At 50.0% G+C, this 26,484-nt stretch carries 27 protein-coding genes; 15 read left to right on the top strand and 12 right to left on the bottom strand.

Annotation, left to right across the window (positions count from 1 at the left end):
* Positions 1 to 214 precede the first annotated feature (214 nt).
* The gene (locus BD_RS02100; protein ID WP_041583439.1) at positions 215 to 2,893 is read left to right on the top strand and encodes a valine--tRNA ligase; all 2,679 of its coding nucleotides are present in this window, start codon (positions 215 to 217) and stop codon (positions 2,891 to 2,893) included.
* Between the two features lie 57 nt (positions 2,894 to 2,950).
* Here the strand turns inward: BD_RS02100 and BD_RS02095 are convergent, their stop codons facing one another.
* The 6 genes from BD_RS02095 to tsaA form a co-directional block, all read right to left on the bottom strand.
* Positions 2,951 to 3,406 (bottom strand): hypothetical protein, encoded by a 456-nt coding sequence (locus tag BD_RS02095; RefSeq protein WP_231839254.1) that lies wholly within the window; start codon positions 3,404 to 3,406, stop codon positions 2,951 to 2,953.
* Between the two features lie 229 nt (positions 3,407 to 3,635).
* A complete protein-coding gene (locus BD_RS02090) occupies positions 3,636 to 4,064 on the bottom strand; it encodes a VOC family protein (protein ID WP_011163039.1) in 429 nt (142 codons plus the stop codon).
* An 8-nt stretch (positions 4,065 to 4,072) separates the two neighbouring features.
* Positions 4,073 to 4,852 carry a hypothetical protein gene (locus BD_RS02085; RefSeq protein WP_011163038.1) on the bottom strand — a complete coding sequence of 260 codons (780 nt, stop codon included), beginning with the start codon at positions 4,850 to 4,852 and terminating at the stop codon, positions 4,073 to 4,075.
* Between the two features lie 7 nt (positions 4,853 to 4,859).
* Positions 4,860 to 5,339 carry a hypothetical protein gene (locus BD_RS02080; protein ID WP_011163037.1) on the bottom strand — a complete coding sequence of 160 codons (480 nt, stop codon included), beginning with the start codon at positions 5,337 to 5,339 and terminating at the stop codon, positions 4,860 to 4,862.
* A gap of 125 nt (positions 5,340 to 5,464) precedes the next feature.
* Positions 5,465 to 6,448 carry an isopenicillin N synthase family dioxygenase gene (locus BD_RS02075; protein WP_011163036.1) on the bottom strand — a complete coding sequence of 328 codons (984 nt, stop codon included), beginning with the start codon at positions 6,446 to 6,448 and terminating at the stop codon, positions 5,465 to 5,467.
* 64 nt (positions 6,449 to 6,512) lie between these two features.
* Positions 6,513 to 7,220, bottom strand: coding sequence for a tRNA (N6-threonylcarbamoyladenosine(37)-N6)-methyltransferase TrmO (tsaA, locus tag BD_RS02070; protein WP_011163035.1), 708 nt, complete (start codon positions 7,218 to 7,220; stop codon positions 6,513 to 6,515).
* A gap of 126 nt (positions 7,221 to 7,346) precedes the next feature.
* On the opposite strand from tsaA, the gene BD_RS02065 reads away from it, so the two are divergent.
* The 3 genes from BD_RS02065 (at position 7,347) to BD_RS02055 (ending at position 11,124) form a co-directional block, all read left to right on the top strand.
* Entirely contained in the window at positions 7,347 to 7,742 is a 396-nt protein-coding gene (locus BD_RS02065) for a hypothetical protein (protein WP_038450791.1), read from the top strand.
* Between the two features lie 196 nt (positions 7,743 to 7,938).
* A complete protein-coding gene (locus tag BD_RS02060) occupies positions 7,939 to 9,516 on the top strand; it encodes a S8 family serine peptidase (protein ID WP_011163033.1) in 1,578 nt (525 codons plus the stop codon).
* Between the two features lie 93 nt (positions 9,517 to 9,609).
* Positions 9,610 to 11,124 carry a phospholipase D family protein gene (locus tag BD_RS02055; protein WP_231839253.1) on the top strand — a complete coding sequence of 505 codons (1,515 nt, stop codon included), beginning with the start codon at positions 9,610 to 9,612 and terminating at the stop codon, positions 11,122 to 11,124.
* A 1-nt stretch (position 11,125) separates the two neighbouring features.
* Here the strand turns inward: BD_RS02055 and BD_RS02050 are convergent, their stop codons facing one another.
* Positions 11,126 to 11,737, bottom strand: a complete 612-nt coding sequence (locus BD_RS02050) for a methyltransferase domain-containing protein (protein ID WP_157865631.1) — start codon at positions 11,735 to 11,737, stop codon at positions 11,126 to 11,128.
* Between the two features lie 81 nt (positions 11,738 to 11,818).
* Positions 11,819 to 12,535: a Crp/Fnr family transcriptional regulator gene (locus BD_RS02045; RefSeq protein ID WP_011163030.1), complete on the bottom strand. Its 717-nt coding sequence runs from the start codon at positions 12,533 to 12,535 to the stop codon at positions 11,819 to 11,821.
* A 259-nt stretch (positions 12,536 to 12,794) separates the two neighbouring features.
* Between BD_RS02045 and BD_RS02040 the strand changes: the two genes are divergently transcribed.
* From BD_RS02040 to BD_RS02020, 5 genes are read left to right on the top strand one after another with little or no spacing between them, the layout of a single operon-like run.
* Positions 12,795 to 13,775: a BMP family lipoprotein gene (locus tag BD_RS02040; protein ID WP_038450777.1), complete on the top strand. Its 981-nt coding sequence runs from the start codon at positions 12,795 to 12,797 to the stop codon at positions 13,773 to 13,775.
* Positions 13,776 to 15,260 (top strand): ABC transporter ATP-binding protein, encoded by a 1,485-nt coding sequence (locus tag BD_RS02035; protein WP_011163028.1) that lies wholly within the window; start codon positions 13,776 to 13,778, stop codon positions 15,258 to 15,260.
* On the top strand, positions 15,257 to 16,285 hold the full coding sequence (locus tag BD_RS02030) for an ABC transporter permease (protein WP_011163027.1): 1,029 nt from the start codon (positions 15,257 to 15,259) through the stop codon (positions 16,283 to 16,285). Before BD_RS02035 ends, BD_RS02030 begins: the two co-directional genes overlap by 4 nt.
* On the top strand, positions 16,286 to 17,158 hold the full coding sequence (locus tag BD_RS02025) for an ABC transporter permease (protein WP_011163026.1): 873 nt from the start codon (positions 16,286 to 16,288) through the stop codon (positions 17,156 to 17,158).
* A gap of 14 nt (positions 17,159 to 17,172) precedes the next feature.
* On the top strand, positions 17,173 to 18,243 hold the full coding sequence (locus BD_RS02020; RefSeq protein ID WP_011163025.1) for a phospholipase C/P1 nuclease family protein: 1,071 nt from the start codon (positions 17,173 to 17,175) through the stop codon (positions 18,241 to 18,243).
* A gap of 44 nt (positions 18,244 to 18,287) precedes the next feature.
* On the opposite strand, the gene BD_RS02015 is transcribed toward BD_RS02020, so the two are convergent.
* Positions 18,288 to 18,722 carry a cupin domain-containing protein gene (locus BD_RS02015; RefSeq protein ID WP_011163024.1) on the bottom strand — a complete coding sequence of 145 codons (435 nt, stop codon included), beginning with the start codon at positions 18,720 to 18,722 and terminating at the stop codon, positions 18,288 to 18,290.
* 216 nt (positions 18,723 to 18,938) lie between these two features.
* Here BD_RS02015 and BD_RS02005 point away from each other — a divergent pair, with 216 nt between their 5' ends.
* The 5 genes from BD_RS02005 (at position 18,939) to BD_RS01985 (ending at position 22,656) form a co-directional block, all read left to right on the top strand.
* Positions 18,939 to 19,487, top strand: a complete 549-nt coding sequence (locus BD_RS02005; RefSeq protein ID WP_041583435.1) for a DUF5819 family protein — start codon at positions 18,939 to 18,941, stop codon at positions 19,485 to 19,487.
* A complete protein-coding gene (locus tag BD_RS02000) occupies positions 19,478 to 20,353 on the top strand; it encodes an HTTM domain-containing protein (protein ID WP_011163022.1) in 876 nt (291 codons plus the stop codon). Before BD_RS02005 ends, BD_RS02000 begins: the two co-directional genes overlap by 10 nt.
* Positions 20,350 to 21,366 (top strand): serine hydrolase domain-containing protein, encoded by a 1,017-nt coding sequence (locus BD_RS01995; RefSeq protein ID WP_011163021.1) that lies wholly within the window; start codon positions 20,350 to 20,352, stop codon positions 21,364 to 21,366. Before BD_RS02000 ends, BD_RS01995 begins: the two co-directional genes overlap by 4 nt.
* Before the next feature lie 10 nt (positions 21,367 to 21,376).
* Positions 21,377 to 21,964 carry a hypothetical protein gene (locus BD_RS01990; RefSeq protein WP_011163020.1) on the top strand — a complete coding sequence of 196 codons (588 nt, stop codon included), beginning with the start codon at positions 21,377 to 21,379 and terminating at the stop codon, positions 21,962 to 21,964.
* Positions 21,965 to 22,155: 191 nt separating this feature from the next.
* Complete coding sequence (locus tag BD_RS01985) at positions 22,156 to 22,656, top strand: hypothetical protein (RefSeq protein WP_011163019.1); 501 nt, start codon at positions 22,156 to 22,158, stop codon at positions 22,654 to 22,656.
* A gap of 61 nt (positions 22,657 to 22,717) precedes the next feature.
* Here BD_RS01985 and BD_RS01980 read toward each other — a convergent pair whose 3' ends face one another.
* Positions 22,718 to 23,515: an EamA family transporter gene (locus BD_RS01980; protein ID WP_374028380.1), complete on the bottom strand. Its 798-nt coding sequence runs from the start codon at positions 23,513 to 23,515 to the stop codon at positions 22,718 to 22,720.
* Between the two features lie 234 nt (positions 23,516 to 23,749).
* On the opposite strand from BD_RS01980, the gene BD_RS01975 reads away from it, so the two are divergent.
* Positions 23,750 to 23,929, top strand: coding sequence for a hypothetical protein (locus BD_RS01975; RefSeq protein WP_038450752.1), 180 nt, complete (start codon positions 23,750 to 23,752; stop codon positions 23,927 to 23,929).
* Positions 23,930 to 24,045: 116 nt separating this feature from the next.
* Here the strand turns inward: BD_RS01975 and BD_RS01970 are convergent, their stop codons facing one another.
* Entirely contained in the window at positions 24,046 to 24,678 is a 633-nt protein-coding gene (locus BD_RS01970; protein WP_011163017.1) for a response regulator transcription factor, read from the bottom strand.
* A gap of 281 nt (positions 24,679 to 24,959) precedes the next feature.
* Positions 24,960 to 25,988, bottom strand: coding sequence for a hypothetical protein (locus tag BD_RS01965; protein WP_231839252.1), 1,029 nt, complete (start codon positions 25,986 to 25,988; stop codon positions 24,960 to 24,962).
* Positions 25,989 to 26,484: the final 496 nt, after the last annotated feature.

The raw sequence follows: 26,484 nt of genomic DNA, 5'->3' as shown, positions 1-26,484 counted from the left end.
GAAAATAAGCACTGTTCATACAGACTTAGATCAAGGGAGGCCCAAAGCCTCCCTTTTTTATTTCGCACCGCTCCCCATCCCCACACCTTCCCTCGTCTATTTTCACCTGAACTTCTGCCGATTTGGCCTATCCCAAAGTGCTTGAATTTGTTAGCCTCTAGGGGTTAAAAACTTAAGAATTTCATATCCTTAAAACCTTTAGAGGTCGTTGAAAATGTCAGAACAGTTATCAGATCGTTATAATCCCGCAGATGTTGAATCGCGCACGTATGAATGGTGGGAAAAGAACGGGTACTTCAAAGCCCAGGATCAATCCACAAAACCTCCATTCTCCATCATCCTTCCGCCTCCGAACGTCACGGGATTCCTGCACATGGGTCACGCTTTGGATCACACGATTCAGGACATGATGATCCGCTGGAAAAGAATGAACGGCTACAACACCATGTGGTTGCCGGGTACAGATCACGCCGGTATCGCCACTCAATCCGTGGTCGAGCGTGAATTGAAAAAAGACGGTGTCACCCGTCATGATCTGGGTCGCGAAAAATTCGTGGAGAAAGTTTGGGACTGGAAACACCAGTACGGAAACCGCATCTATGGACAAATGCGCCGCCTTGGTGATTCCTGTGACTGGGATCGCGCGGTGTTCACTTTGGACGAAGGTGTTTCCAAAGCCGTTCGGAAAGTGTTCGTATCCCTTCACAAAAAAGGCCTGATCTATCGTGGTCAGCGCCTGGTGAACTGGTCCGGTCCTCTGGAAACAGCGATCTCCGACCTGGAAGTTGAACACAAGCAGATCAAAGGCTCTTTGTATCACGTGAAGTACCCTCTGGAAGACGGTTCCGGCTTCCTGGTTGTGGCGACGACTCGTCCAGAAACCATGCTGGGTGACTCGGCTGTGTGCGTGCATCCAGAAGATGAACGCTACAAGCACCTGATCGGCAAAAACGTTCTGCTGCCTCTGACCAACAGAAAGATCAAGATCATTGCTGACACTTACGTGGACAAAGAATTCGGTTCTGGCGTGGTGAAGATCACTCCGGCGCACGACTTCAATGACTACAAGATCGGGAAAACCCACAATCTTGAGTTCATCAACATCCTGACGAAAAAAGCCGAGATCAACGAAAACGGCGGCGTTTATGCCGGCTTGAAAGTTCAAGAGGCGCGCAAGCGCATCCTGGAAGACCTGAAAGCCCAGGACCTTCTGGAAAAAGAAGAACCCCACGTTCACTCTGTTGGTCACTGCTCGCGCTCGGGTGCGGTGGTGGAGCCTTACCTTTCTGAACAGTGGTTTGTGAAAATGGAAGCTTTGGCCGTTCCGGCAAAACGTGTTGCTGAAAACGGCACGATCCGCTTTGAACCGGAATCTTGGACAAAAGTTTACCTGCATTGGCTGAACAACATCGAAGACTGGTGTATTTCCCGCCAATTGTGGTGGGGTCACCGCATTCCGGTTTGGTACTGTGAAGACTGCAACCATCAAACAGTGGCTGAAACAGATGTCACAGCCTGTGAAAAGTGCGGCAGCACAAAACTTCACCAGGACGACGACGTTCTGGACACATGGTTCAGTTCCGCTTTGTGGCCGTTCTCCACAATGGGCTGGCCAAATGAAACGGAAACCCTGAAAACATTCTACCCAACCAGTTATCTGGTGACTGGTCACGATATCATCTTCTTCTGGGTGGCTCGTATGATCATGATGGGTCTTGAGTTCCAAAGAGACGTTCCATTCCGCACGGTTTACATCCACGGCCTGGTGCGCGACTCTCAAGGTCGCAAGATGTCCAAGTCTTTGGGCAACTCCATTGACCCGGTTGAAATGATTGAAAAACACGGTGCCGATGCCTTGCGCTTCACCTTTGCGGCGCACTTGTACTCGGGGAAAGACTTCAAGTTCAGCGAACAGCGTCTTGAGGGCTACCGTAACTTCATGAATAAAGTCTGGAACGCGGCTCGTTTCGCGCTTTCCAACCTGTCTGACTTCAAGGCTCCGACTGAAGGCGTGAAGGCTTTGCCTAACAAAGTCCACATCAGCGTCTTTGACCAGTGGATCATCACCAAACTTGAGGAAGTGACCAAAACTGTTGAAGAAGCCATGGAACAGGAAAGATTCTCTGATGCCTCCACAGCTCTGTACCAGTTCATCTGGAATCAGTTCTGTGACTGGTACATCGAGTTCACGAAACCAATCCTGAACGGCAACAACGCGGAAGAAAAAGCCGCCACCCAGCTGGTGATTGCTCAGGTTCTGAACCGTATCATGCGCCTGCTGCACCCGTTTGCTCCGTTTATCTCTGAAGAGATTTACCAGAAGCTTCCGATCAAAGGCACCGCGTGTATCGTGGATCAGTACCCGAACGCCCGTAACGACAAAGAGTTCCTAAGCCTGGGTTCTGCCCAAGCCGCTTTGGAAATCGACATCGTCAAGGAAGTGATCACGGCGATCCGCAATATCCGTGGTGAAAACCGCATCAGCCCGGCCGTCAAACTGAACGTGCGCCTGGGTGTGACGAACGATCAGACGCAAAAGATCCTTGGCAACAACCGCACGGCCTTGATGACCATGGGTCGTCTGGAAAACATGGAAATCGGACCTGAAGGCGACATGATGAAGTGTGCCGTGGCTCCGGTGGTGGTGAAAGACGCCAGCGTGAAAGTGATCATCCCGCTGGAAGGTCTGGTGGACTTCGACGAGGAAGTAAAACGTATCAACAAGTCGATTGAAAAACTGACTCGCGATATCGGCATGCTTTCCGGCAAGCTTTCCAATGAAAAGTTTGTCGCCAATGCGGATGAAGAAGTTGTCGCCGCGGACCGTGCCCTGCTGGCACAGTCCAAGGTTCAGCTGGATTCATTGCGTGATGCTTTGACCCGCTTCCAGTAAGATGAAGAATCAAAAGCCTCCGTGGTGCAAATCACGGAGGCTTTTTTTATTTCAAAATCAGTAACCCGAGCGATGCCGTGGGCGACGGCGAGGGCGCCGCAAAGGCCGCTCTTCCCGGCTGTCGAAATCAATATCATCACTGCCATAGCGATAGTCAAAGTGCCGGTCATAATGGCGATCCAGCTCAGGATGGCGCGCCTCATAGGAATTGCGATAGCCGTTGCGGATGCGTTCGGCTTCGTAGGAATCCCGCGGCGTCCAATCTGACTGACCATAAGCCCGTTCATCGGGATATCTTTCTCGATGAGGTTCATAATCGCGATAGTCCATCTCGGTGCCGCGCTCATAATCCCGATTCATTTCGAAATCCAGATTATCCTCATTGTCTCTGCGTCGCAGTCGGCGCGGACGCTCATCATAGTCCGGATGTGGGCGCGGACTGCGCTCCCGATAGTCGACATAGTCGTCAGGTGGCCGGCTTTCACGGCGGTAGCGCTGCCGTTCCTCGGGCACGGGGGGCGCTTGAAAACGCTGTTCGTACTCGTCAATGAATTCACTGTAGTCCGGCTCCCTGTCACGATCGCGACGGCGGGAGTCATCCTGTCTCCAGCGGTTTCTTTCCATGAAAACCTCCTTGGGTGTGACAACTCATCTTAGAATCCAGCATTGTCACCCTCAAGAAAGCAAAAGGCCCTTTGCCAAAGCAAAGAGCCCTTCATGCATCTCAACATGCGCCTGTCATTTAGAAGGTGATCTTCACCGACTCCGCCGACTTTTTCGCCGGACCATGGAAGACCGCTTCGATGTTGTTTCCGTCTGGATCCAGCACAAAGGCCGCATAATAACCCGGGTGGTAAGGACGCTCGCCCGGCGCACCGTTATCCTGGCCGCCGGATTGCAGCGCCACTTCGTAGAACTTTTTCACCATGTCGCGATCCTTGGCCTGAAACGCCAGATGCGTTCTGCCAGTCAGCTTGCCTGCGCTGGCCGGACTGTCGGCAGAGGAAATAAACAACTCATCACACCAGAAAAATCCAGGGCCTTCACCACCCATCGGAATGCCCAGAGTCTCAAAAACCGCAGAATAAAACCTTTTCGTTTTATCCAAATCCTTCACCACCAGCTGCAAGTGATCAATCAGACGCCCTCGATGCAGTTCATTTGTTTCCATGATTCCCCCTAAGGATTGTTGCGACACTGACACTGGAATGTCGAGGACTTGTCAGCTCCACTGCAGCGGAACGTCGCCCCGTCATGGGTCAGTTCAAAAGAAAAAATCTTTCCGTTCTTTTCAACCAGCAAAAGATCATCCCCATTTGAATAAAAAATACGGCGGGAGACGGAACGACTGACGACTTCGCCATCCGCCTCCAGGCTCGCCACCAGAGCGTCGGATGGGTTGGACGTCTGCTCTTTGGAAAGAGGCAGGGACTTGGAAGTGCCATCCTGAGAAAAAGCCTCATACTTCAAGGTGCGCGAGGACTCTGCCTCGATACTCGGCCCGTTTTCGATGTAAATACGGCGAAGCTCGCCATTTTTAGTGCGAATGTCCGTCGCTGTCCATTCTTCCGACTGCGTGACAACTTCACCGAGGTCCGGATTGATGACCTGATTGAAAGTTTCAAAATTGATTTCGACGTTGGGATCCAGCGCATTCATCTGCATGTTCAGACATACAGCCATCTCTTTTAACTTTTGCTGGTAGGCTGCGAACTTTCCTGGCTCTTCCATTTCTGTCGGAAGAAAACCGGTGGAAGGAGGAGCCGCGCTGACATCCACCGGAGGGGGCTCCGCCTTCACTGGTGGAGCAACAGCTTCGGCAGGTACACCAGTGGCGTCCTGAACACGAAGCGTTTCTTCAGCGGCCTCATCAGGTGAGTCGCCATAAAAATGGCAGAAGGTAAAAATCAATAATACGGCGGCAACAAGGGATAGAATCAAAGCTGATTTCTTGCTCATCCCTTATTTATCGACTGATATCAACAGCGACGTCAATGGGTACAAACTGCGGCAGGGAAATTCCTTTAAAGTTAAAGCGAACCTGCAAAATATCAAATTCCTTTGCAATATCCGCACAGCCCGGCCCCTTCATTCCCACATACATCAAATAGTTGGGAAGACCCGGCTCGTACTCCAAATACCACTGGTCCACTTCACAATGTCCCCGGCGAGAAATTCCCTCACTGGTTTCAAAATCAACGGCACTGGCCGTGGCAAATGAAATGGATTTGTTCACCAAAAATGCATCCGCAGAATTCAGCACCAGTCCAATGCGCAACATCGCTGTTTCACTAATCGGATTCCAGATCGCCGAATAGTCATAGCCTTTGCCGCCCAAGGGCTGAATGCGGAAGCTCATACGACTGGCTTCCATCGTCTGCATTGCCTGGCCATACGCCGACCACAGAACTGTCAGGACCATCACCACTAACATCAAATATCGCATGATTCCCCCTCATGTGAAATTCGCAGGTGACTTTGTTCTAGTGGCCCCAGGGCCCAAAACGCAAGAAAGGGATCCGTGTGGATCCCTTTCTTGAAGTCATTTCAACTGTGGTGACAAGTTTGGGCTTACTTTAACAGACCAATCTCGCGCAGTCGCTGCATCAAGAAATCCTGTCCAGTAATATCAGCGTACTTCGCACCTGTCCCTTTACAAGATGGCAAGCAGCTTAGCATTGCCTCCGGATGCGGGTGCATGAAGAACGGCATGGAATAACGGCTTTGATTTGTACCATCCTGTGGATTGATCACACGGTGGGTAGTGCTTGGCAAAACGTCATTCGTCAGACGAGCCAGCATGTCGCCCACGTCCACGATCAAAGTGTCTGGCTCAGAGTCGATATCCAACCAAGTGCCATCACGATCTTTCAATTGCAGACCGGAAGCGGTTGCAGCTGGAAGAATTGTAATGAAGTTGATGTCTTCGTGAGCCGCCGCGCGAACACAACGAGGATCCACACCCTCAGGAATTGGTGGGTAGTGCAAAAGTCTCAGGATGGAGTTTCCATCTTTGGTCATCTTGGCAAAGAAATCTTTTTCAACTTCCAAAGGCATGGTCAACGCTTCCAGCATCACATCGCCCGCTTCTTCCAAAGCTGCATACAACTTGGAGAAATGGGACTGGAATTCCGGCAATTCAGACGGCCATACGTTTGCAGGGTAAACAGCCTTCAAGGGGTTGCCTTCAGAAAGCTCACGGCCCACGTGCCAGAACTCTTTCAAGTCCATCACCGGGGAATCTTTGGCATGTTCCTGACCGAATGGAGTGTAACCGCGCTGGAAGCCGGCTTTTGGAGAGATATAGGATTTTTTAACTTCTGTCGGAAGTGCGTAGAAGTTTTTAAGGATGTCGTAAGCTTTGTGCAGATCTGCGGCTTGGACGTTGTGATCTTTCAGAATGATGAAACCATATTCTTTCAGACCAGTGAAAAGTTTGCCGATGAACTCTGAGCGTTCGCCGGCAGTCCCTTTGGTGTAACTTGCAAGGCTCAATGTTGGCACTTTACGAAGAGTGCTGTTTTCAGAATGAGAAGCAGTTTCCAGTGTTCTCACGAATCCTCCCTTGTATTGGTTCATCCGGAGAGTAGCCTGCTGCGCAATTAAAAGGCAACTGCAACTAATTATGCATAAAAAGAATATCGAAGACGCGCACCTGGGTGGGGCTTTCAAATTTGAAATGAACATCCACGTCGTACAAACGGACTGCGTGCGAGCTTCTATAAGGGGAATCTCCCTCTTCAAAACCACGATAAACGACAGGACGCGGATCCTGCTTCAGGGTTTCTTCAATCACCTCACGCAAAGCCTTGTCAGGGTTTCTTACCTGCCACTCTTGTAAAAGTTGCTCGGCCTTGTCGTCGAATGTCACTGTGATCGGGTTCTTGGCGATCTCGGCCGGCCAGCCTGTGCGGGCCGTGGGAATGGCTTCGACCTCAGGCAGATAAGGTTTGATATCCAAAATCGGAGTGCCATCCACCAGGTCCGCTCCGGCGACCACGATGCCGTCTTTTTCCACGCGCACCAGTTCCACCAAAGACAGCCCGATCGGATTCGGACGATGCGGAGTGCGGGTCGCAAACAACCCCATGCTTTCCCCACCCAAACGCGGCGGATGCACTTTCGCATGGAAGCGCGCCACTTTGTTTTGATGGAAGACCCAAATCAGCCATACATGACTGAAGCCCTCAAGCCCTTGCAAAGATTCCTCCGGCTGAAGATCCGCGCGGATTTTCAGACGTGCTTCAGCCCGCTTAACAAGTCCAGGCTGTCGCGGTGTTCCAAATTTATCTTTAAAGCAAGACTCCAAGTAGCCAATAGGTTCCATACGCTAGCCCGTACCGCTCGCGGTCTTCCTGCGTCAAGGACTTTCGAATAACAAGGCTTTTTCAGATGACATGAGCCCCTGAAAGCATAAAACGGAGGCAAATTAAGAGCCATTTAGGAGGCATTGATGAAACACCTTATTTTGGTAGCAGCTCTTGTGTTGGGCTCAGGCTCTGCATTTGCGGGCGAACTTGATAACGAGTCTTCGGTAACCAATCAGTCCATGAACGGCACTGTGGTGATCCGTGTTGATAACCGCAACAACCAAACAGCGGTACTGGCAACTGAACAAGCTGTGACCAGCGACGCTCAGGCGCAGGTTCTGGCACAAACAGGATCCTTCGACCAATCTGCAAACGTTCGCAACGAACTTGATCAGGATGGTGGGGCTTCCAGCTGGTACTTCTACAGCGGTTACAACTACTACAGCTACGTCTACTGGTACGGCAACTGGTACACACCATGCTACACGTATAACTACGGGTACTATTCTTACTATTACTACTCGAACTACTACTGGTAGTTTCCGGACGGCGGCTCTTGCTAGCCGCCCTTAGGAGGAGATTTAAGCTTGCGTCGACTCGGGCTCCTGCCCTCGCCGGTCTGTCCGCTTCGCGGCCAACGCATCCGCTGACCGGAGGTCGACTCCAGCTTAAATCTCCTCCTAAGGGCTCAACCAAACTCGTGTTGAATACCTTTTGTATTTTGAGGAGTGATGTATGAAAGCATTCGTTTTTCTCGCTTTAACTTTTGGTCTGACCTCTGCCTTTGCGTCTCCATTCACTAATACGGATTCATTGAAAAATTCATTGGGGTTTACGCCGTATTATTCTTCGCAGAATCCAGGGCGCAAGTTGAAGGTTGCGGTTCTTGATAAAGGTTTCTTTGGGTATGAGAAAGAGATTGGGCGTACTTTGCCGGCGGGGACTCGGTATGTTGCCGGGCCGGTGGCGAATCCTGAGAATTTGAAGGTCGTGCATGGGTTGAAGATGGCGCAGATTCTGACGGCCATGATGACGAATGATCTGCGTGCTTCTCAGTGGATGCCCGAGCTGACTTTGTATAATGCTTTTGGGTATTCCAATTTCAAAGCGGCTATTGATGATGTGATTGCTCGTCAATATGACCTGGTTCTTTATTCTGAGGTTTGGGAATACGGTGGCAATGGGGATGGTGGTGGCTTTATCAATGCTGAGGTCAACCGTGCCACTCGTGCGGGTGTCATTTGGGTGAATGCGGCTGGTAACTTTGCTTTGACCACTTACAATGGGCCGCTGACGACTGTTCAGGATAATTGGGTTTTGTTGCCGGATCAGAACAATGCTCTGGCTTTGCGCTGTCAGGCGGCGGCTGGGAAAAAATGTTCGGCGAAGATTGTTCTTTCCTGGAATGACTTCAAAGATGATGTTGAAGAAGGCACCACCAAGGATCTGGATTTAGCTCTGACTGATGACATGCTGAATGTGATTCAGAACAGCGCCTTGAAACAATCGGACAACCGCAATGAAGGTCGTCCGGGCTTTTCCAAGTACCCGCGTGAAATCATTTCTGCCGAACTTTCTCCGGGGCTTTATTTCCTGCGTGTGAAAAACAGATCCAACAATTTCACCAACCGGGATCAATTGCGTATCACGGCTGATGGTGATGGTTTGGTAATGCCTTCCCATTCCCGTGGTGAAAGTATCTTGAATCCTGCTGACAACCCGACGGTGATCACGGTGGGTGCAAGTGATTCGGACCGTTCTTCGACTTCGTTCTTTAAAGACAAACCCGATCTTCTGGCGCCTTCTTCCATCAAGCTGTCTGATGGCACTGAATATCGTGGAAGTTCCAATTCCGCGGCGATTGTGGCTGCAGGTTTGGGAATTTTGAAATCCCGCGAACCACGCATGACTCGCAAAGATTTACTGGATGCTGTCAGCTCCAAACACAACTGGGAACAGCGTGGATTGTCTTTGAACTTGTTGGGCTTTGGTCCGACAGGTCCCAACTGTTTTGTTGATGTGGCCTTCAATCCAATCCCGGAACAAATCCGTGATGTCGTTGCTCGTGGGGGTGTACCCGTGCAAACCACGGCAGCCATTCGTGTGATGGTGGCATTTGATCCCATCTTGCTGGTTCCGGGTCTGAACCGTCAGCTTTTGAATGACATGATCGTGGCTTTGCCTCAGGGCGGATACGGCATCTTCAATCGCCGCGCGATGATTCCTCCGGGTGCGGTCGAAGTCTTCCAGCGTCCACTGGAGGCAGGTCTTTGCCGTCCGACTCCGGTCAACGGCAAGAACTTCCGTCTGTAGCTGTGTCCTTACAGTTTGAGCCTTCACGCAAAACCCCGTATCCTGCTCGGGACGGGGTTTTTCTTTGTGATAAAAATACTGCCCATTCCCATTTTGCTTGGACTTTCTGCAGGGTGTGCCTCACTTCCTGCGAATACAAACCGGCCCTACTCTGAAGCCCTGCCTCCCGATCCCAAGACCCCGTTGGCTCAAGCCACAGAAACTCAGATCAAAGGTCATCCTGGTCAGTCCGGCTTCTATCCTCTGGCATCGGGTCTGGAGGCCCTGGTGGCGCGCATGGCGGCTGTCGTCGTTTCTGATCGCAGCATCGATCTGCAGTACTATATCTGGGAAAATGATCTGACCGGACGAATGCTGTTGCATGAGGTCTTGCGGGCCGCCGACCGCGGTGTGCGGGTGCGTGTCCTGCTCGATGACTTAAATCAGAGCCGCTACGAAAAGGGCCTTGCGATTCTGGATTATCACCCGAACGTCGAAGTGCGCATGGCCAACCCTTTCGCCGGTCGCACTTGGAAAATTCTAGATGCCATGCGCTTTTCCACTGTCAATCGACGCATGCACAACAAAGTCTTTGTCGTCGACAACCAGACCGCGATTGTCGGCGGGCGCAATATCGGGGATGAATACTTCGGTGCCAGTGAAGAGATGAATTTTGGTGACTTCGACCTGTGGGCCATCGGCCCGGTGGTGCAGGAACTGTCGCGACATTTTGATACATACTGGAACAGCGAAATCGCTTATCCCATATCTGTTCTAGTTAAGGGATTCAAACCCACCCTTGAAGACCTGCAAAAACTGAAAGACGACGCCGCTGCCGCCATCACTGAAGCCGAAAAGACCCAGTATGCCGACGCCCTCAAAGAAACCCCGATAGTGAAAAAGTTCACCCACGAGCCAATGAAACTTTACTGGGGAAAAGCCGACGTGGTGATGGATCCCCCCGAGAAATTCCACCAGGACTCCAAAGACCAGGTCGACAATCTCGCACGACAACTTTATCCCCTGATAGAAAAGACTGAAAAAGAGCTGATTCTGGTTTCGCCATACTTCGTTCCCGGCAAGAAGGGTGTGAAGTTCTTCAAACATTTAAACGACCGAGGCGTTCAATCGCTGGTTCTGACCAATTCACTGGCCTCCAGCGATGTCGCCACGGTGTTTTCCGGGTACAAGGGCTATCGCAAAGACTTGCTGGATCAAGGTGTCAGCCTGTATGAACTAAAACCCAACAGCCCCACGACCACACCCAAAAAGAATCGTGTCGGTTCAAGTTTTTCCAGCGCCGGTCTGCACGGAAAGATCTTTGTTTTCGACCGAAAAAAGGTTTTTGTCGGATCCATGAATCTGGATCCCCGCTCGGCCACTTTAAACAGTGAAATGGGGGTCGTCGTGGACAGCCCCGAGCTGGCTGAAATGATCAGCACGAATCTAATCGCCCATCTTCGTAGGGACAGCTATCAGGTTTTGCTGAATGAAAAAAACAATCTGATCTGGAAAACCACCGATGACTGCGGGCTGGAACATGTCTTTAGCAAAGATCCGGAAACCAGCTGGTGGAAGAGATTTAAAGCCAGCCTCAGCGCGATTTTCATTCCCGAATCCTGGTTGTAAACTACTTTCTTTGGGCAATCACCGAATACAGGTGCCAGAACTTGTCACCACTGGTGGCTGTTGGTCCGAGTTCTTTTCGTTCGTGCAGATACAGAATTTCAAAATCGTGAAGCAACTCGCGGATTTCAGCTTCACTGTGCCCCGTACAGCCGCGAGGGCGAACCCAGTCATCTTCGGGACCAAAAAAGTTTGCGGCAAAAAAGCAATTATCAGAAAAAGAGCTCTCTACGATTTTCCAGAATCCAGGAAAGCTTCCCTGCTGGCAAAAAGGCAGACTTAGACTTGCATACACAAAATTGACAACTGGCAAAGAATCCAGAGCTTCAAAAGAAGACTGAATGATTCGCAGGTTGGATGACACAGTCACATCGAGTTGGGATTTAAGAAGTGAAACGCCTTCAGGCTCTTTTTCCACTGCCGTCACCCGCCACCCCTTTTGCAACAGATGCATAGAATCTGTTCCGATTCCACATCCCAGATCCAGCGCGATTTTGACTTGGTCTTCAGGCATCAGCTCCAGAGCTCGAGTTAGCAACGGGCGCGGAGGCATGCCCTTCATCTTTTCATAGTATTCACCCCAGGACATCAAAGCCTCCCATTTGCTAAAACTCATGGTCGCATAGATTAGGGCATAAAAAAACCCCGAGTTTTCAACCCGGGGTCTTCACAATTTCGTCTGCAGATAGCGTTGCGACTAGAAATTGCCTGATCTTCTCATCAGACCGTCTTTGTTCTTAATGATGATTTCTTTACCATTGAGGTCGATAAGGCCTTCGTTTTTAAACTCTGTCAAATGACGAGACAAGGACTCATTGATCGTGCTGGCAAGCTGAGCGAACTCATTTCTTGTCAGTTTCAAATTCAAAGAAATACCGTTCGGTGTTTGAACCCCGAATCTGTCTGCCAAAAGCACCAGTTGATAAGCAATACGTTCCTGAACAGATGCCAGGTAGTGAAGCTGACTGATGGTTTCGAAAGATTCCAGGTCGTTAACGGCCTGATTCAAAAGCAACTTAATCAGCGGGCTGGATTGTGCCATCGCCACTTGAATAAGTTCGCGTGGATACAACCAAAGAACCGTGGATTTCACAGCTTTGGCATGACTTTGTGTTACAGCACCTTTCACAAGTGCCTTGTAGCCAAAGTATTCTCCTGGTGATACAAGCTTCGTCACGTATTCGTTAGTCGTGGTGCGGCCGCGCGCGTGGGATCGATTTACAACAACTTTAACACATCCCGACTGAACGTAATATAGACCCTTCGCCGGCTCCCCTTCTTTGAAGATCATCTCCTCTTCTTTAAGATGAATGACTTCATAGGGAACGTTTGAAGTATTTGGAATACTTAGGTTTTGACCACCCATAAAACCAAGGGAGTTTACTCCGCCGTTGAGTATTGTCTGAGATTCCATACTCTTTTACCTCCGAGCTTTCTTCGTTGGGTTAATTGTTGGAGTCATCCTAAACTGGTATTATACAGCCTCCTAATTGAAATTTCGACATAACACTCTTGTAACGGCCTCCTGTTTACGCACAAACCTACTTATGACTTGACTCACAGTGGCCCCTCCCCTACTTTCAGCCCCATCCAAAAATGGAATTTTTTCGTAATTTCATGCTCTTACTCAGCATATGACGGCGCTGCAAGAGTGGTTTAAGTGGAGTACTAAAATGGCAAAAAGCTTCCTTACGATGCTGTTATTCTTGTCAGTCGGCACATTTTCCCACGCAAATTCCCTTAAAGTTGGCTTGGTTCTCGATAAAGGCGGCAAAGACGACAAGTCTTTCAACTCCGCTGCTTATCAAGGTGCTAAAAAAGCCGAGCAGGATTTGAAGATCGAACTGAAATACGTTGAAGCCACAGACACCAACGCCATTGAAAATCTGCACCGTGCTTTTGCTCGCAAAAATTTTGACCTGATCATCGGTGTGGGCTTTGCCCAGCAGGAAGCGGTTAAAAAAGTAGCAGCTCAATTCCCGAAAATTAAGTTTGCTGTCATCGACAGTGATGTCAAAGCACCGAATGTGCGCTCTTTGTTATTCGAAGAACATGAAGGTTCTTTCCTTGTCGGTGCCCTGGCTGCGATGGCTTCCAAGTCCAACTCAGTCGGCTTTGTCGGCGGCATGGACATCCCGTTAATCCGCAGATTCTCGATGGGTTATGTGGCAGGTGCCAAATATGTGAACCCGAAAATCAATATCACTGAAAACTACGTGGGCGTCACAGGTGAAGCCTGGAACAATCCGGCCAAAGCCAAAGAACTTGCCCTGGCACAAATTGCCAAAGGCAGCGACGTGATCTTCGTGGCAGCAGGCGCTTCCAACACCGGCGTCTTTGATGCCGCAGAAGAAAAAAAGAAATTCGCCATCGGTGTGGATTCCAACCAGAACTGGATCAAGCCTGGTGTGATCCTGACCAGCATGATGAAAGCCGTCGATGTGGCGGTATATGACACCATCAAAGAAACCCAAGCCGGCAAATTCACGGCAGGTGAGATTCGTTACGGCCTGAAGAATCAGGGCGTGAACTACACTCTGGACAAGCACAATGAAAAACTGATCACGGCGGACATGAAGAAAAAGGTCGAAGAGATCAAAAAGAAGATCATCGCTGGCCAGATCCAGGTTCCTGATTACTACAAAAAGAAATAGGTGCCTGTTAACATGTCCACGGCGGTTGAATTCAAAGGGATCAGCAAATACTTTGGCGCCGTTCGCGCCAACTCCGACATCTCTTTTGCAATCCCCTCCGGCTCCATTCATGCCATCGTAGGTGAAAACGGAGCCGGCAAGTCCACCGCCATGAAAATCCTGTTCGGAATGTACCAGCCTGATGGCGGTGAAATTCTGATTCACGGAAACCCTGTCACATTCGAAACTCCGATTGATGCCATGGCCGCCGGTATCGGCATGGTTCACCAGCACTTCATGCTGGCAGAACCCTTCACGGCTTTGGACAATATTCTGCTGCAACAAAAAGGCTCTGCCTTTTCCCTGCTTCCGCGCACGGAACAACGACAGCGTCTGAATGACATTGCCTCTCGGTATGGTTTCCATGTCGATCTTGACGCCAAGGTAGAGGATCTGTCCGTCGGCGAACAGCAACGCATTGAAATCTTGAAGATCCTGTCCCAGGATTCCAAGATTCTGATTCTGGATGAACCCACTGCGGTTCTGACTCCGCAGGAAGTGCAGGAGCTCTTCGCCAACCTTCGCAAACTGAAAGCCGAAGGAAAAACCATTCTGATCATCACTCACAAGCTTAAGGAAGTGATGGCACTGTCTGATGCGGTGACCATCTTCCGTGCGGGTCGCATGGTCGCCCACAAAGCGACCCGCGAAACTTCCGTGGAAGAACTGGCGGAACTGATGGTGGGTCGCTGCCTGCAAAACCCGAAAGAGCGCACCAGTTCAGTGGACCCAAACCATGTGCTGCTGAATTTTGAAAACCTCTCGGCCGCCATGGGCAATCATCGCATTGAAAACATCTCTTTGAAAGTTCACGCCCGCGAAGTCGTCGGCGTGGCCGGCGTTGAAGGCAACGGCCAGGACATTCTGATCCGCGCTTTACTGGATCAAAAATCTCTGAACAAGCATTCCCTGGAAGGTCAGGTCCTTTGCGAAGGAAAGCTTCAGGCCTTCCCCGAAGACCGTCTGCGCTTTGGTGTTCTGCCCTCCCGTCCCGTTTACGAAAACTTCCTGCTGGGCCAACAGCGCTCTGGCCTGTTCAATTCCGGCCTGCTGCTAAAAACCCGCGCTTTGATTGAGCGCACGCGCGAGATCATGAAGGAATACGATGTCCGTCCTCACGATGAACATCTGCCTTTTGAAAAGCTGTCCGGCGGAAACCAGCAAAAACTGGTCGTGGCCCGCGCCCTGACTCAAAAGCCGGATGTGATTATTGCCGCTCAACCCACCCGTGGCGTGGATATCGGGGCTATTGAATTTATTCACAATGAACTGCGCCGCTGCCGCGATGAAGGTGCGGGTGTGCTTTTGATCTCTTCCGAGCTGGATGAACTGATGGCCCTTTCTGATCGCATTGTTGTTCTTTACAAAGGTCATCTGGTGGCCGAATTCACCCGCTCCGCCTTCAATGAAATTTCCCTTGGGAAAGCCATGGGAGGTGGACATTGAAACGGGTCTTTGGTTTCTTCCTGGGATTGACGCTGGCTTTGCTGCTGACTTTGTTCGCGGGTGAAAACCCGTGGAATGTCTTTATGATTCTGGTGCGCAGTGCTTTTGGTTCCATGTACGATCTGGGCCTGACTCTTTCATACACCACGCCTTTGATTTTCTGTGGTCTTTCCGTGGCCATCGGCTTTCATGCCGGGCTTTTTAATATCGGCGCTGAAGGTCAGCTGACCATGGCGGTGGTGACCACTGCTGCCATTGGCGTGCTGTTCCCGCAGATCCCTTTCCCGCTGGCTCCAGTCATTGCCCTGTTCGCGGGTCTTGTGGCCGCCGGGCTGTGGGGCTGGATTGCGGGCTGGCTGCGCGCCGTGCGTGGCAGTCATGAAGTCATCATCACCATCATGATGAACTTTATCGCCGCAGGCCTTGCAAGCTGGTTCACCCTGAAGATCATTCCCAATCCAGAATCCCAGAATCCTGAAACGGCCCTGGTGGCACCTCAGTACATGTTTAAGGACTATGATCTGATTGCCCGCCTGTTCCCGGACACCCCGGCCAATGCCTCTTTGGGCTTTGCGATTGTGCTGGCTGTTTTGATGTGGATATTCCTCTGGAAAACCACATGGGGCTTTGAATTGCGGGCGGTGGGCTCTAATCCCGAAGCCGCTCACCGTGCGGGAATTTCAGAAAAGAAAGTGCGCATTCTGGCGATGACCTTGGCCGGAGTGATGGCAGGCTTTGTCGCGTTGTCTGAAGTTCTGGGCAGCGCCGGACAGTATCGTATTGGGTTTTCTCCGGACTATGGCTTTATCGGTATCGCGGTAGCTTTGCTGGCTAGCAACAACCCTTTGGGAATTATCGTGGCAGCCTTCCTGATGGGCGCGCTTCACAAAGGCGCTTCCGATCTGGATCTTGAAACGACCACGATCACCCGTGACTTCTCCCGCATCATCCAGGCACTGGTGATTTTGGGTGTGGTGGCACAAGGCTATTGGGAATGGATAAAAATCAAAAGGAGGAAAGGTTAGATGGAAACAATGACCTGGATTCTGGCTTTGACTTTGGCCACCCTGCGCTTGGCGACTCCGCTGGTGTTTGCCTCCATGGGTGGATTGATGAGTGAACGCTCGGGTGTCGTCAACGTGGCGCTGGAGGGTTTCATGCTGATCGGTGCCTTCGCGGGTGCGATTGCCGGTCAGTATTTTGCGTCGGCCTGGATGGGCTGGGGCTTTGCCTTATTGGCAGGTTTTGCTATCGGTGCTGTGTATGCGTTGTTTGTGATTGAACTCAAAGCTGATCAGATCATCACGGGCATGGCCGTGAATCTTTTTGTGATGGGCTTTATTCCGTTTGTGACGAAGATTCTTTACAGCTCCACCGGATCGACCCCGGCGCTACTGGTGGAAGACCGCTTTACCTTTGAGCCTTTATTAATGGCCGGTCTGCTGGTCGTCGCGATCAGCTTGTGGATGTTCCGCACCCGTTCTGGTCTGTGGGTTTTGTTTGCTGGTGAAAATCCGGAAGCACTGACTGCCAGTGGTGTCAGTGTTCGTAAAGTCCGCTGGTCGGCGGTGACTTTGAGTGGAGCCTTCGCCGCCATGGGTGGCGCAAGCCTTTCGTTGTTCCTGGCTTCGTCTTATTCCCCGATGATGACGGGCGGCCGTGGCTTCATGGCCCTGGCGGCACTGATCTTCGGTAAATGGAAGCCGGTTCCGGCCTTTGCGGCCTGCTTGTTGTTCGCCTTTGCTGATGCCGTGCAGATCCGTCTGCAGGGTGTGCAAATCGGCGGCGTGGAAATTCCAGTTCAGTTTGTTCAGATTTTACCTTACATCGTGACTGTCATTGCTCTTGCGGGCTTTATCGGCAAAAGCCGGGCTCCAAAGGCACTGGGTCACCAATAATTTAAGAGGTCTCTATGAGAAATATTCTGTTGGCATTGCTTCTTCTTGGATCTTCTCAGGCATTTGCCTGGGGTGGCCGTGGTCACGACACCATCTGCCGTGTTGCCACCTTCCTGGTGAAAGAACCGGGCCTGAAAGAATACATGCAACACAAACCCCAGATGATGGGACACCTGTGCAACATGCCGGACTTTTACTGGAAAAGCCTGGGTGGCGACGCTGCAAAGCTGGGTAACTCCACCCACTTCATCGACATCGAAGTTATTGGCCTGGATGTAAAAGATATCACAGTTGATTACAAACAACTGATGACTGACTTCACCGGCAAACCAAACAAATTCAAAAATGACGGTTCCACGATCAAGTCCATCCCCCAGGAATTCGGATCTTCTTGGTGGAGAGCCGACCAGTTCATGCGCCACATCGCCGGCCTGAAAGAGGACTTCGCGAAAGCCAAAGCTCCGACGAGCTTCAAAGAAGAACAGGACAACGAGCTTCCTTATAACAAGCTGGCCTATGATATGGTCGTGTCCATGGGTCTGATGGGTCACTTTGTTGGCGACAACTGCCAGCCATTCCACACCACGGCGGACTATGACGGTTATGCCGCCGGTCACGGTGGCATCCATGCTTACTTTGAAGATCAGGTTGTCGGCCAGTTCGATGGCGACCTAGATTATCTGGTGCTAAAAGCCGCACGCGGAATGAAAAATCCGGAATTCCTAAAACCGAAAACCGCCATTGAGAAAATGAAAGTGCTGAGCGTGATCTCCAACAAAGAGATTCCAAAGATCCTGAAAATGGATCCAGTCATCAAAAAGTCCACTCTGGTGAAAGAAAAAGGCATGGAACTTAAAACTGCAGCGGAACGTCAACCCGCGTCTGTGGCGTTTAAGAAAATGAAGCCGATGATCGTGACTGAAATGGCTCGTGGCGCGGTTTTGTTGGCCGCTTTGTGGGATGAAGCTTATGCTTCTGCCGGCAAACCAAAGATTGGCGCCTACAAGTCCTACAAGTACCCGTTCACGGTTGATTTCGTGGCTCCGGATTATATCGAAGTTCCGAAAGCCGAAGCCAAGAAGTAATTCAAAAAAATGTCCACTGCTTTTGCGGCGGTGGACATTTTCCTTTAATGTTTGTGGGCTTGAATCGCGTAGTCCACCATTCCCTGGAAGTCCACGATCACGACAGGCTCATCACCCACCACCCAGGCATCATGTCCTGGTGGAACCAAAGACACATCTCCGGGTTTACAGTCTATTTCCGTTCCATCATCCATCTTGATTCTGAGTATTCCTGAAACATGGTATTGAAAATGCGGAGCTTCGCAGCTGTCCGTTTGCGCGATCTCTTTCACTGATTTGGACCAGCGCCAGCCTGGCTGCAAGATCGCCCGTCCGACAACAGCTTCCCCGAAGCGAACCAGCTCCAGACGGCCATTGGGAAACTCACGAACCTCATCGGCAGAACTAAAATTCAGCGACTTAAGAGTTCCGCTGACCTTTGCAAAGACGGTCGAAGGATTCGGCTTCTGCGGCGAAGCGGAAGTTTGTTGTGTAGCCATAGTCACCTCCTAGCGCCCATTCTACAACCGTTGACCAACCCACTCAAACTGGCCTGCCGCCGGCCCTGCCGGACGCCACTGGCCTTCTTCCACGTTCTCGGACCGAATCTCGATTTTAAGATAGTCACCAGCGAAATCCGCCCCCAGCAGGAACCTATTGCAGATGGCCGCGGCACGTCCGGTGCTATCCGACTTATGGCATCCGCAGGAGTACAAATGAACACGCCACTTCTACATATATTAAAACTGACTCTGGTGAGCACCCTGGTTGCTCACCTGGGAATTCATGCCCTTTATCTGGCGCCCAACAATCCCGCGACACCTCAATATATGAGCTTCGTCGACAATTACATGGGAACTTTCTTCACTCAGAACTGGCACTTGTTTGCACCAGAACCGGCGACCTCCAGTCTGCAGCTATCCTATCGCTGCCACAGCCTTCAAGCGTGGAAGTTTCCCTTGAACGACATGCTTGAAGCCCACAAATCCCTGCCGGTGACAGCCACAGGAAAACAAACCTACGTTCTGCAACACCTGGCCCGCGAGATTTTTAACAGCAAGATTCTGAAAAAAACAGACGCGGCCATGGATGAACTGCACATCCTGCAAAGATATTTGCAAGACCAGTGCGGCGAACAAGCCGCAGCCGAAGTGCGCATTCAGCGTGTGTTCACTCAAGACTATTCCAAGCGCTTCACCAACATGGAAGTCCGCACTGAAACCTTCACCTTCGGCATCAAACAGGAGTCCTTCGCATGGAACTGATTCAGCAACTTAAGGAATTCTATCTAAAACTGCATCTGGAAGTGAAATCTCTGCAGGCTCTGCGCTTTGCCCGCCGTCTGGTGTATGCCTGGGCCTTTATCAACTACACCATCCTTGCAACAAAAGCCGCCTACTTCTATTCCAGCAGTGCTTACATTCCGGCCAAGGATTTCGACAGTCTGAATCTGTTGGAAAAATCCCTGAACCTTCTGCACTGGGGACCGTTCGCCGATGCTTATCCCGTTTTTCTGGCGTTGACTCTGGTCGCGACGTCGCTGGCATTCTTTGAAAAGGCGCCACGTGCCTCGGCGGCAGTGGTTTACTTCCTGATGATGAATCTGGACAACAAAGCCTATGTGACTTTGGACGGCGGCAACAATCTGATGCATCTGGTGACCTTTTATCTGATCTTCATCAACACAAAGAAAACACAATCCGCCTTTTCAATCACCCTGACGAACCTTGCTGCGCTGATGATCAAAATCCAGGTGACACTGGTCTACGCCACCGCAGGTCTTTTGAAGGTCATGGGACCTTTGTGGAACAAAGGGGTCGCCCTTTACTACACCATGGGGGTCAGCGAATACGGCAACCACGGAATCTTTAGCACCCTTTCCAACTATCCCCTGCTGCTGGCGGCGATGACGTTGGGAACTGTTCTGTTCCAAATCTCGCTGCCTTATCTGATCTGGCAGCGCACCTGGAGACCCTACATCGTATTGATGGGGACGGCCTTGCATCTTTCGATTTCTTTGGTGATGGGTCTGTTTATGTTCGGACTCGCCATGTGCGTAAGCTACTTCTTTTTCTATGAAGATGGCGAAAAGGGACTGTTTGGTTCCCTGCTGAAAAGGGTACGAGCATGAAAATCAAAAAAGTTCTAAGCCATACTTTCACCATACTGATCTATTCCTGGGTGGGCCTGCAGTTCTTTTCGTGCAGCCCCGACATCCAGAAAGTGAAAGAAAACGAATTAGCCACCCGCCTGCAGAGCACTTGGCAGGAGCTCAAGAAAGACAATCTGATTCACGGAAGCATTCTGATCCAAAAAGGCTCCGAGGTTCTATATGCCGACGGCGACCTGAACAAAGTTTTTCCCGTCGCCAGCATCTCGAAGTCCTTTGTGGGTTTGATTTACTTTCACAAGTCGCAGCGGGGTTTAAAACTCGACAGCCCGGTCTGCCACTGGCTGAAAAACTTCTGCACTGGAGACTTGCGCAAGATCACTCTGCAGCAGCTATTGGATCACAAATCCGGCTTTGGCCGGGATCTGAGCCTCATAAGCTTTTTAAAACGCTCCATGAGTGCTGACTGGAACTTGCAGGACATCGACACACTGGTTCTGGACGACGAAGACCTGAAATCGGCACCCGGAGAAAAGTTCGTATATTCCAACTTTGGGTATCTGGTTTTGTCCCGGGTTCTGGAAGTCATTGAGCAGAAAAACTTTTCCCAAATCCTGCAAGAGCATGTCCCTGACTCCACAACTGCAGCGATTCAAAAAGGGGACAGACTTCCGGCATATGCACTGGTCCCGGGAAGTTCAATTCAATGGGAGCTGAACAAGGAAAGTACTCTGTATAAATCCGCGGGTGCCGGAGGCATCAAGTCGTCAGCTCTGGATCTTATGCGGTGGCTAGGGCAGCAGCGGCAAACACTGCCGAAGTTGAACAAGGACAAGCACTATTCACTGGGATGGGTGCGCTCGGAAAACCAGTCTTATCAGGCTTACTGGCACAATGGGGCGACTCCGGGATTTTACTCGCTGGTCGCAGTGATACCGGAATCGGACCTGAAGATCGTGATTCTGACTGACAACTATAAATTTATAAAACACTGGTCCGACAGGGCCGAAGCATTTGAACAATACCTTTACTAAGGAGGAAAAAATGAAAAAGTTTATCACAGGGGCACTGGCGGGCTTGGTCCTTGTCTCTTCAACAGCGCACGCGCAACTGTGCAGTCCGGTCACCCGCCCCGCTGGCGGCTTTGTTCCACCCATCGTCGTGAAAGAGCGTCTGAAAGAACTCCGGCAGGAACTGGGCGACCGCAAGCTGGAAGAGATTTTGGGAAGACCTGTCCTAGTTTCACTGGACAAGTATTCTGAGATGGATCCGAAAGGAATTAACGCCAATGCCTTTGTGGCAGCCGCCGCAGCAGGCGCCGCCGCTTCCGTTGTCGAGTATGTTTGGGATCGCTATGTTGGTAACGGCCCGAAAGACCGTTATATTCAGGAAGAATACTTTGATATTCGTCCCGGCACGGTGCCCGTGCTGCCCGCCGATCCACCCAAAGTGGGCGGACGCGATATCGGTCCCGTAGCCCTGACACCGGCTGCAGTGGGAACTGCCGTCGCTGGAACGGTGGCTTACAAAGCGGCTGAATACAGCATGCGAAAAGTCTTTGGCGATCCGAATAAGGATGTCCGTCAGTATGATGAAAGAGACTTTGATATTCAAAGAAACTACCAGAACTAAGCTCCCCGAAAAGCCCGCCAAAAGCGGGCTTTTCTTATTGTCTCATTCTGAAACTGACCTCGGGGCCTGTATGCCGTTACAAGGCCCCTGTCATATCCTTAGACGCCCAGTTCTTCCAGGCTCTTTTTGACCGGGGCATAAAGCTCGCACTCTTCAAAGTTGGAGAAAAACTTTTATTAAGGAGAGAGAGCATGAAAAAGAAGATTGTATTGGCGATGGCTATCATTATGGTTCTGGGTTCTGTTAAAGCGATGGCGGAAGAATACGAACAGGATGAAATCTACCGCGAAATCCAGTTGGGAAAAATTGACGCAACAGAAGCTGCCAACGGCTGCGAAGAATGCGCTCTGAATACTGATGGAAAGCTTGATGCCGTGGAATTCGACAATCTGAATCAGCTCACTAAAACCTACGCGGCAGAAGAAGACATCAAAGAACGACAGCTCATCAGCGAAGTCACCGTAAAGATCTCCAAAATCGAAAGATTGAAAGATGCAAGTCAGTCACAACTGAACAAAGAAGTGCAGAAAACAGTCACCGAAGCCAAAAAGCTGCGCGACATGAACAAACACAACTCCAGAATGTTGCAGAAACTTTCCGGCGATCTGGATGAAAGATGGCATTCTTTGAACGAAATGGATGAAAGAAACCAGATTCAGGGTCTGCGTGTTCACCCCGAGCTAAGATACTAATAGCGAAACAAAAGAATCATTTAATGCACAGAAGCCCCGGAAAAACCCCGGGGCTTTTTTTTTAGCGGGCGGTGATCGTGCTTCCTGCCGAGGCCGCCATAATGCAGCCGATGGCCACCCACTGGGATGGCATCAGGGATTCACTTAAGAACAAGATGCCGATCAACGTTGCAAAAGCGGGTTCTAAGCTCATCAGAATTCCAAAAGTCTTTGCCGGCATGTTTTGCATGGCTTTCATTTCAAGTGAGTACGGCAGTGCGCTTGAAAGAATCGCAATCAAAAAACCCATCATCCAAAGCGAAGGATCCACCACTTGTTCAAAGTTCGTGTAGAGGCCCACCGGGAAAGCCACAGCCGCAGCAAAACACATTCCGACGGCAGAAGTGGCTGAAGAGGAGTTTTCTTTCCCCGTCGCCTTGCCAAACACGATGTAAAGTGCCCAAAAGAAGCCCGCGCCCAATGCCAACAATACGCCGACCATATCCAATGCCTGACTGACTTCAGACAAAGGCAGAATCAGGTATATTCCCAACCCGGCAAGCACCGCCCACACCAGATCCAAAACTCGTTTGGAGGAAAGCAACGCCACGGTTAAAGGCCCGGTGAACTCCAAGGCCACCGCGATTCCCAGGGGAATGCGCTCAAGAGCGAAATAGAACAGCAGATTCATCAGCCCCAGCGAAATACCATAGGCGGCAATTCGCCGAAGACCGGAGGCTGTGAATTTTTCCCGCCACGGGCGCATCACCAGAACCAATATCAGCGCGGAAATGAACACCCTCAGGGCCGTTGTGCCCGCCGGGCCCGCCACCGGGAAAAGACCTTTAGCAACCGAGGCGCCAAACTGAATGGAAAGCATGGCGATCAAAATGAGATAGATGGATTTATACAGCGGTTGCACTCGGGTACTCTCCGTCACTTTTCTAACAGGCGCGCGCGCTCTTGGGCCGAAAGTGTCAGGCCGGTCTCACACTGAGAATCGCACGTGCTAAGTGCCTGACAGCAGGTCGAAGGATTCTCATCTTTAAACACCCACCATGGCACGATCATAGCAATAGGTGTATGTATACCGCTTGTTACAAAGGAGTTCAAAATGACATTCACTAAAATCATCACAGCAGCAATCATCACAATGTCAGCGACAGCTTCTTTCGGTGCTACCAAATGTACAGACAAAGCAAACATGGGCCGCCACGCTCACACCGCTTCCCAGTCTAAATTTTCTCCGACTGTGAAAGTTGTTAAGACTGCTACAAACTCTGGCATCCAGTAATTAGCTGATTTAATTTAAGTTCCCCCAAACCCAAGCCTTCCCCCCAGGGCTTGGGTTTTCCCTTTTTTGGGCCCCTTAAAAACAAAAAACCCACTCTTTTCGGAGTGGGGCTCTTATTAGATTTTCAGCAAATATCCGGTCCCGTGAATCGAGGACAGTCGCCCTTTCAGTTCGGGCACCTTGCGCTTTAAATTGTACAGATGAGTGTCCAGAGAGTTCTTCACAATGTGACGCCCGCCCCAGATGTTTTCTTCAAGCTCGATACGCGTGACCAATTGATTCTTTTTATCCATCAGAATTCTGAGGATCATGTATTCCACTTTGGTGAGGGAATGACTGTTGCCAGACACATAGATACTGCGGTTCTTGTCGTCCAACGAAATGTGAGCTTCATACCAACCAATGGCAGCAAGACGATTTTGAAGGTCTGATTCATTGATCGGCTTTTCAAGAAAACCACTGACACCACTGTTCACTGCACGAATGGCCATCTCTTTGTCGGCATTTCCCGAAACAATCATGATAAAGGCGCGCGGACTGCGCTCGCGAATCGCGGGAATCAATTCAAAACAAGTGTGTTCATCCAAAGTGTGATCCAGGAAAAACAGATCCCACGACTGATCATGAATCAATCTCATCGCTTCCGCAAAGGTGGAAGCACACTCAATCTTTCCCAAATGACTGAATTTAGCCTGAAAAAGCAGGGCGAAATCCTTGTTGTCATCAACAAGAAGTATCTTTTTCTCCATGGCTCCTTCCAACGTTCAATATTACCACTAAAGAAATCTGTTCTACGCTTTAATGTTAAAGCTATGTCAAAAAGTAAACTAACATCAACTTAGTCAGCAGACATTATAAGAGTTTACATCACTCATCTATTTGAGTTTTTCTTGAGTTTTTCAGAATACAGAACAGAAAGATATCGGCCGAACGGGCTATGGGAGCGAAAAAGACGGAAACTTCGATTCCCCAAAAACAAAAAGCCCAGGGGTTACCTGGGCTTTGAGTTCTTAAACTTTAAGACTAGGTCTTAGAAAGTGTAAGTGTAAGCAACTTGAGAGAACAAGTTGTTGGCGTTGATAACACCAGTAGTGGAACCCGCGAAGGAAGCATCAATAACGGATTTACCGAATTTGATACCCGCGCCAGCAGCCATTCTAGTGGAATCTTCGTCAGTTTTGTTGCCAGTTGCATCGTCTTTAGTTTCGTTCAAGATCACGTTTTGAGCAACGGATGCACGAAGAACCAACCAAGAAGCCGCATTGTGCTCTACGCCCATGTAAACTGGAAGCAACAGGGACTCAGAGTCGTCTTTTACTTTAGTAGAAGCTACTTCTACACCGTAGAAGAAGTTGCCTTCTTCAGACTTAGCAAGAGTATTAACCATACCCACTTTGTAAGAAGTAGTTTCAACTTCAATTGGAGTACCGTTTAGGTCTGCTTCAACTTTAGACATTTTTACGTTACCGTAAACTTCCATTTCTGGAGACATGTGGTAACCAACAGTTACGTTAGTCAAACCTTTAGACTCAACTTCAGCTGTAACAGTACCGTTGTCCAATTCAGATTTACCTGTGAAACCTTGAACCAATTCGAAGTCCCAAGTTCCGTTGGAAGCCGCAACTGCAACACCAGCAGAAGTAGCTTTAGTTCCTACAGTTGGATCTTCGTTTTTACCGTTAGAGTATTTCGCAGTCACACCCCAAGTCCATTCGCCCATTTTGGAAGCGTAGAACAAGTTCAAACCGTTTTGTTCGAACATAAGATCAGCGAAAGCTGGATTGGCATCACGAACAGTCTGAACTGCTTCAGAGAAGTCAGCAGAACGACGACCGAAGTAAGCACCGAATGCAGAGTCGTCACCGTGACGTTTTACGAAACCACCTTCAGCGTGTGGATTTGCATCACCAGTGTTACCCCATTCGATAGTCGCTTGTTCAGAAAGCGCCATGAATTGGTAAGGTCTGTCGAACGCAGTTTGGAAATCCAAAACGTGACGTGAGTTAGCCAAAGCCTCTACACGTGCTTTAGAAGCCATTGCTGCTGGAGCTGCTGCCATAGTCAAAGCTGCTACTACCAAAATCTTTTTCATTGTTGCATCCTTTCGTTTCGTTGCAATCTTATGAACTTTTAAATCCATTAAAAGCTTTAATCGTTTACACAAAAAATGCTAATGAGGACCAGGTCCAAGATCAACAACAAAAATTTTCGATACGTTTTCAACCCACCTAAAAAGTCGAAAGACGCATCAGGACTGTGACTTCAACTCCACAGGACTTTGTTACCGAACCCCAGTGCCTAAAAATCCTGTTTTATAAAGTTTTTATTCCAGTGAAACTCGCGCCAGTAGCGGCTTTCGCTCAAAAAGTAAAACTGCGAATTTTTCCTCGCGAAAGATGCATAGTTGTGAATTGTCTGCTGTTTATTGGTCCAAAATAAAAAATGAAAACGACAATTGACGCAAAAGCTCCATTTGGGTGTCAAACGCTGGATGAAGGTCTAGGTTTACAAATATTTTACGTTACACAACCAGACCTCGGTCATAAGATTTTTCG

Source organism: Bdellovibrio bacteriovorus HD100, from assembly GCF_000196175.1.
GTDB lineage: Bacteria > Bdellovibrionota > Bdellovibrionia > Bdellovibrionales > Bdellovibrionaceae > Bdellovibrio > Bdellovibrio bacteriovorus.
Note: the sequence above shows the minus strand (reverse complement) of the source record. Positions and strands in the feature narration are given on the sequence as shown.